Here is a 6,763-nt window from a genome sequence, read left to right on the forward strand (position 1 = left end):
GCGGGAGATTTGCGTCATAGACAACCGCATTCTCTCGCTTCAACTCCTTTGATTTAGCGGCCTAACTCGCTGCTGTATGGCGATTCAACACAGCCGTACAAATCCACAGTCAGACAGTGATGACTCGATGAAGGCACCCACGTTCTCCGGTGTGGCTTATCCTAGACACGGGTAGATGTACCTATTGGTAGTTCACTATCCATTGCGACGGTCTTGTATTTCGTTCAAGTGGGGCCTCGAAGCTCAAGCGCCTCTGTTCAGATATCTGAGAACGATTACTCATCACCCATCCCCAGAGAGAACCCGCCCTGGCTGCCGGGCTCGTGGATCGTCGCCTCCGTGGCTCCTTCTTCAGCAGTGAACAGGAGGTTGTCCCCGTGTTCAAGATCCCACTCCATCGCCAGCGACCGCGGGATGGTGACGGTAAAGCTTCCGTCGCCGTGCTGAATCGTCCGGCTTTCGGCCATGAACTGCGTGATCCCCACAGATTTGGCGTCGTCTGACTTACTCATAGGCCTCACCTCCGCAGAGGGCTTTCCCGCCGGCACAGCCGTTGTAGCGACACGTCGAACAGAACTGGAGACCGCCGTTGTTCCCCTCGCAGGCAGGACACTCACAGTCGCGTGAGGGATGTCGACGGCCAGTGTTCTGTACGGCTTCCCCGTCCGCGTCCCGACCATCTGCGGTCGCGTCCGGGTCAGTGGCCGCCATCAGGCGCCACCCTCTAGCAGCGGCGTCGACGATTCATGGACGGCGATCTGCAGGTCCCCACTCGGCGTGTGACCGTGCTCGTCGTCGGTGAGCCTCACGTTGTACTGATCCGACCTCCCGGTTGACTCTATGCGCATACTACCTTGCAGAAGAAGGTGGCCCTTAATGCGGCAGAACCGACGAGGTTCTCGGTGTGACAGGGAGGATTTAGGAGAATCGCTGACGGCTTGTGTATCAAGTCGGGAACTGTGGCAGCCAGATTGATTGGGCGATTGGCGGCTACGGTTCGAACGATGCTCCGACTTCGTCAGCAATCGCTTGGATATCTGGCTTCCGGAAAGTGGAGTCGTCGGCTGCCTCCAGCGACTCTGCGATGCCGACGTGCGTCCGGATGAGTCGACGCATCTGCGATGTTGACGGTCGCCCCGCTTCGTCGACATCGACTCCGAGTGCCTCACAAATCGCTTGCAGCTCCTCCTTCGTGAACGACGCCTTTACTTCCCGTTCGAAGCGACCAGTCGCTGCTCGAATCCCGTTTTGAAGTTCCTGGACGGTGGGGCTCATGGATCTCCACTCTCCCCTCATCCTCCTCAAAGTTCCTACGTCATCGGATGCTAAAGAGTGGGTTCGATGAAGCCCGGGCTCGCTGCTGCACTACCGAAACGACCGCGTCGACGCGGACGTCTTCGAGCATGCGTTTCGGAGAAGCTAGAGGCCTCTGAACGACCGGACCTCTCTCAGTCGAGCGAACCGCGGCCGCGTATCCGGCGTCGCCGAGCGTCGATCCCCTGAAACACTTCCACTTTCGTCGTGCCCATGGCTCACCTCTTTTCGGGAGTACGACTTCGTGGAGCGTATGGCGACGACCGATGCCGGGGACTCCCGGTACGAGGCGTTTCGCACGCTCGCGGCCGAACTGCAGGTGCGGCGCGCGGGCGTCCACGGCGCGCGGATGGCCGAGCGCCTGCTCGCGGCCGCGGACGGCCGCGACCTCGTGGGCGTGGGCCCGGACGCGGAGCGCGCGCTCTACCACGAACTGGCCTCGCGGTCGCTGGTGGCGGTCCGGTTCGACAAGCACGGCGTCGACACGGCGAGTCGCGAGCTCCTGCGGCGCGGGCTGGACGACCCGACCGCGTGGGTCGCGGCGTACGGCGACGGGCTGGCGTGGGTCCACCCGCGGTACGTGGAGTGAAGGGAGGGTGGGCGAGTGCCCGAGAGAATACCGAAACGGTGCGTCTCCGGGTTCAGTCGAGGACGTCCAGCGGGTCCCGTTCGCGCGTCGCGTTTGCGTCGGGGTGGATCCCGAGCGCTTCGAGTTCCGCGGCCGTCGGTTCGCGTCCGACTCTCTCAAGCACCTCGTCGAGATCGTCGCGGAGCGTCTCCGCGTGGTCCACATTGAGAGCGAATGCTTCGTCGCCCAACTCGACGTGGGCGTGTTCCGCTTCGGGTGACGCGGTCGCCGGGCGCTCCTCAGTCATCGCTTTTAGCTGCCGAACTCCGTCTGGATCTCGAACCGCGCCCCGCCCGCATCGCTCTCCGTCACCTCGATCGACCAGCCGTGGCCCTCGGCGATCTGCTGGACGATGTGGAGCCCCAGCCCGGAGCCGGACGACTCGTCCGAGAAGCCGGCCTCGAAGACGCGGTCGCGGTCGGCCGCGTCGATCCCGGGACCGTCGTCCGCGACGTAGAAGCCGTCGAGCAGGTCGCCGACGGTGACGGTCACCTCGGGGCCGACGTGGTCGACCGCGTTCCGGAACAGGTTCTCCAGCAGCTGGCGGAGTCGACTCTCGTCGGCCCGGACCTCGCGCGTGGTCTCAACGCGGAGGGTGGCGTCCGCGGTGTCGACCCCCACCCAGCACGCCTCGACGACCGAGGCCAGTGCCACGCGCTCGGTGGACTCGATACGCATGCCCTCGCGGGCGACCGCGTCGAGATGCTCGCTGTCGCACTCCTCGCGCGCGAGCTCCAGCCGACCGGTCGCGACGTTCAGGGGGTTCCGCAGGTCGTGGGTCAGCGTGCTGGCGAAGCCGTCGAGCCGCTCGTTCTGTCGGTCGAGCTCGTCGCGCTGGCGAACGAGTTCCCGCTCGTGCTCGAGCCGGGAGAGGGTCAACTCGGCGGTCGTCGCCAGCAGCCGTCCGAGGAAGGCGTCGCTCTCCGCGAATGAGTCCTGCTCCGTCGTGGCAACGCTGACGGTGCCGTGCTCGCCCAGCGGGACGGCCATGAGGCTCCGGAGCGGCGGGTCCGGGTCGGCATCGCTCTCGCGCTCGCGAACGTCCCCGTGAACCTGCGCCGTGCCGGACTCGTAGGCCCGCCAGTTGAGGCTCTCGCCCGGCTCGAACGCCTCCCGCGGGTCGACGGTCTCGACCGCGGTGTCCGTGGCCGCCGCTAGCACCAGTGCGTCGCGTTCCGCGTCGTAGAACCGCACGGCAGCGAGGGGAAACCCGATCACGTCCTCGGCGGCGCGCACCACGAGCCGGGCGACCTCGTCGGCGTCCGCGGCCCGCATGAGCTCGCGGGTCGTCTCGTGGAGCCGCTCCAGCCGGTCGGTCCGGTCGCGGAGCTCCGCCTCCCGGTCGACCGCGTCGAGTGCGGCCGTGAGCGTCCGCCCGAGGATCTCCACGAAGCTGCGGTCGACCGCCTCGAACGCCTCCGGCTCCACCCGAGAGACGACGAGGACGCCGTGGTCACCGAGCGGGTAGACGACCGCTGACCGGGAGGGCGTCTCCTCGCCGAGCGTCCCGACCGTGCGCGTGTCGGGGATGTACCGCGACTCGCCGGCCCGGAACGTCTCCCACACGACCCGCGAGTCGGTCGCCTCGTCCTCGACGCCGTAGGCCTCGGGGACGCCGACACCTTCGCGGACCTCGTCGACCGCCGCGACCCGCTCCAGCCGACGGCCGTCCTCGGAGAGCAGATGGACGCCCGCGAGCGGCGAGCCCAGCGCGCGGTCGACGATGTCGACGGCGATCCGGGCGGTGCTCCCGACGGAGGAGGCTTCGATCAGGTCGCCCGTTCGGCGGGCGACCCGCTCCAGCGCGCGCTCGTGCCGCTTCCGGTCGGTTATCTCGCGAACGTACACCACCAGTCCGCCGACGACCGGGTCGTCGAGCAGGTCCCGACCGCGGGCCTCCAGCCACGTCCACGTCCCGTCGCCGCTCCGGAATCGGAACTCCGCCGACGGCCGCCGGTCCGGGTCGCCGACCATCGCGTAAAACGTCTCCATCGTCCGGTCGCGGTCGCCCTCGTGAACGTACTCGAAGGCGTTCTCGCCGACCAGTTCCTCGGCCTCGTACCCGAGCACGCGCTCGGCGGTCGGGCTGAGGTAGCGAAAGGCCCCGTCGCGGTCGACGATCACGATGACGTCCGTCGACTCCTCGATCAGGCGCCGGTAGCGCAGGTGGGTCTCCTCGGCCTCCCGCTCCGCGCGGTAGCGCGTGACGGCGTTCTCGATCCGGTTCGCGAGCACCGTGTACTGACTCGCTCCGGCCTCCTTCCGGAGGTAATCGGTCGCCCCCCGTCGGATCGCCTCGGCCGCGACCGCCTCGCTCCCGTCGCTCGTGAACAGGACGAACGGGAGCCTCGGGTTCGTCTCCCGTGCCGCCTCCAGGAGCTCGATGCCGTCCCGCCCGGGCATGTCGTAGTCGGAGACGACACAGTCGATCGGTCCGTCGCGGAGCCGGTCGAGCGCCGCGTCCGGGTCGGTCGCCGTTTCGACGACGAGCCGGTCCGACTCCTGCTCCAGGGAGTCCGCGGTCAGACCGGCGAACGCGCCGTCGTCGTCGACGGCGAGCACCCGGATCGGATCCGACGGCGAGACCATTGGGTGAATGACGTATCCCGACCACCTATAACGTGTGGGTATTTATCTTCTGCTGAAAAGAAAAAGAAACGACAAGGAGCGTTTATAGGTCCTTTTCTGCCTGTTCGAGCTAATCAGCATTCATTCCGGGAGGTCGAACGAAACCTCGTCGCCGACCTCGACCCCGCGCTCGGTCGTCCAGTCGAGGACGACTTCCAGGACGAACTGGCCGGTGCCCGGGTAGCGTTGGTCCTCACCGTCCTCGTCGGGGGCGGGCGCCGGCGCGTGATGGATCTCGGTGATGCGCCGGTCGGCACCCACGTAGACGATGTCGATCCCGAAGTCCATCTCGCGCATCACGAACGTTCGCGTCGCCGCCGCCTCGTAGACGAACAGCATCCCGCGGTCCGCGGGGAGGTCCTCGGTGTCGCTGAGGCCCAGAACACGCAGGTCCGAGGTGTCCGCGATCGCGGCCGTCACCCGGCCGCGCTCGGTCCCGTCTGGCGAGGTAACGACGACCTCGGTGCTGTCGTAGTCCCGGTGGACGGGCGTCCTCGTCACCTCGTCGGAGCCCTCCGCCGGAGCGCCGGCACAGCCCGCGAGCGCGGCCGACAGCATCGCTCCCGCGCCGGCGAGAACGTCCCGTCGGGCGCGTCGCGTCTCGTCCGAACCGGTGGGCTGTCGATCGCTTTCGGAGGGCCGTCGGTCGCTCACGCCTACGGGTACGGCCGATGTCGGCAAAGGCCTTCCTCTCGGGACGTTTCTCGACCGGCGGGGTGAAACTTATGTGTCTCGGCGGCGTGAGCACGTGCATGGAACACGACCGCGAGCGCGCGCAATCGGAGCCGATCGGGGTGATCCTCGTCCTCGGCATCTCGCTCGCGGTCATCATCGTCTCCGTCGGCATCGGGAGCGCGCTCGTCACGGAGTCGACCTCCGACGTCGAGACGGACCGCATGGAGAACGGGATGTCCCAGTTCGGCTCGAAGGCGAGCCTCGTGGCGCTCGGCGAGTCGGGACAGAAGCGCGTCCCCTTCGGCCAGTTGGACAGCGGCGACGTGACGGTCGACGGCGGGAGCGGGAGCGTCACGATCCACCACCGGGTGAACGGGAGCCTCGACGAGATCCACAACACGACGCTCGGCGCGGTCGTGTACGAGAACGACGGCGACCGCGTCGCCTACCAGGGCGGGGGCGTCTGGTCGGTCTCGGACGACCGGTCGCGGATGATCTCCCCGCCGGAGTACCACTACCGGAGCAGCACGCTCACGTTCCCCATCGTCCGCGTGACGGGCAACGACACCGTGTCGGGGTCCGCGGCCGCACGGATCAGCAGCGACTCGGTCGGCCAGCCCATCTACCCGAACGGGAGCTACACCAACCCGCTCGACGAGGGCGTGATCGTCGTCGAGATACAGAGCGACTACTACGAAGGCTGGGCCCAGTTCTTCCGCCAGCGTGCCGAGGGGGAGGTGACGGTCCACGACACCAACCGGACCGTCGTCGCGGAGCTGGTCGTCCCCGAGGACCTGACCGTCAGCAACGCCGTCTCCGCCCAGCAGAACTACAACGAGAACGGCAACGCGGGGACCGACGACCGCGTTGAGGAGGGGGAGCCGCTGCCGGGAGTCGACGGCATGTTGCAGGACGAGGTCAACGACGCGAGCGCGAGCAACGACAACGACCAGCACTCCTGTATCGACACGTCCGGGATCAGCGCCGGCTGCACCCTGACTGCCGGAACGTACTACATCGATGGCGACGCGACGCTCGGTGACAACCTGAACATAAACACCTCGGCCGGCGACGTGAACATCGTCACGAAGGGCGACTTCGACATCGGCGGAAACGACGTCGAGGTGGTCGACGGCTCCGATAACGGCGTCACCTACTACGTCAACGGCTCCCTGGAGGCGAATGGCGGCGCCTGGGTCGGGACGAGCGCCGCGTCGGTCGACTCCGACCGGAACGTCTTCCTCGTCGGCGACCAGGTGGTCGACGACTCGACGGGCGGCGGGAACGTCCAGTTCGACGCGGTGATCTACGCGCCGGACGCGAACATCGACACGAACGGCAACCTGCAGTTCAACGGCGCGCTCTACGCGAACGACATCGACGTCGGCGGGGACGTCCAGATCGACTACGACGAGGAGTCGCTCGTGGAGTTCCAGATCGAGCTCACCTCGACCGAGAACACGATCACGTACCTCCACATCAGCGAGAACACGGTCGAAGTCGAGCTCGAATAGCGGT

At 67.0% G+C, this 6,763-nt stretch carries 8 protein-coding genes; 2 read left to right on the forward strand and 6 right to left on the reverse strand.

The features are described 5' to 3' along the window. Window positions 1-275: 275 nt before the first annotated feature. The 3 genes from AN233_RS04640 to AN233_RS04645 all read right to left on the reverse strand — a co-directional run bounded on the left by AN233_RS04640 (window position 276) and on the right by AN233_RS04645 (window position 1,275). Complete coding sequence (locus tag AN233_RS04640) at window positions 276-512, reverse strand: hypothetical protein (RefSeq protein ID WP_058365700.1); 237 nt, start codon at window positions 510-512, stop codon at window positions 276-278. A 198-nt stretch (window positions 513-710) separates the two neighbouring features. Continuing rightward, window positions 711-848 (reverse strand): hypothetical protein, encoded by a 138-nt coding sequence (locus AN233_RS17170; protein WP_176696641.1) that lies wholly within the window; start codon window positions 846-848, stop codon window positions 711-713. A gap of 142 nt (window positions 849-990) precedes the next feature. After that, window positions 991-1,275 (reverse strand): hypothetical protein, encoded by a 285-nt coding sequence (locus AN233_RS04645; RefSeq protein WP_058365683.1) that lies wholly within the window; start codon window positions 1,273-1,275, stop codon window positions 991-993. Between the two features lie 292 nt (window positions 1,276-1,567). Here AN233_RS04645 and AN233_RS04650 point away from each other — a divergent pair, with 292 nt between their 5' ends. Beyond that, window positions 1,568-1,903, forward strand: coding sequence for a hypothetical protein (locus AN233_RS04650; protein WP_245626013.1), 336 nt, complete (start codon window positions 1,568-1,570; stop codon window positions 1,901-1,903). 52 nt (window positions 1,904-1,955) lie between these two features. Here the strand turns inward: AN233_RS04650 and AN233_RS04655 are convergent, their stop codons facing one another. From AN233_RS04655 to AN233_RS04665, 3 genes are all read right to left on the reverse strand, one after another. Further along, window positions 1,956-2,189 (reverse strand): hypothetical protein, encoded by a 234-nt coding sequence (locus AN233_RS04655; protein ID WP_058365684.1) that lies wholly within the window; start codon window positions 2,187-2,189, stop codon window positions 1,956-1,958. 5 nt (window positions 2,190-2,194) lie between these two features. Next, on the reverse strand, window positions 2,195-4,531 hold the full coding sequence (locus tag AN233_RS04660; protein WP_058365685.1) for a receiver/sensor box histidine kinase: 2,337 nt from the start codon (window positions 4,529-4,531) through the stop codon (window positions 2,195-2,197). Between the two features lie 120 nt (window positions 4,532-4,651). Further along, complete coding sequence (locus AN233_RS04665; RefSeq protein WP_245626014.1) at window positions 4,652-5,224, reverse strand: DUF192 domain-containing protein; 573 nt, start codon at window positions 5,222-5,224, stop codon at window positions 4,652-4,654. Between the two features lie 98 nt (window positions 5,225-5,322). On the opposite strand from AN233_RS04665, the gene AN233_RS04670 reads away from it, so the two are divergent. Further along, on the forward strand, window positions 5,323-6,759 hold the full coding sequence (locus AN233_RS04670) for a DUF7289 family protein (protein WP_058365686.1): 1,437 nt from the start codon (window positions 5,323-5,325) through the stop codon (window positions 6,757-6,759). The last annotated feature ends 4 nt before the right edge of the window (window positions 6,760-6,763 follow it).

It is taken from the genome of Haloparvum sedimenti (genome assembly GCF_001462205.1).
Taxonomy (GTDB): domain Archaea; phylum Halobacteriota; class Halobacteria; order Halobacteriales; family Haloferacaceae; genus Haloparvum; species Haloparvum sedimenti.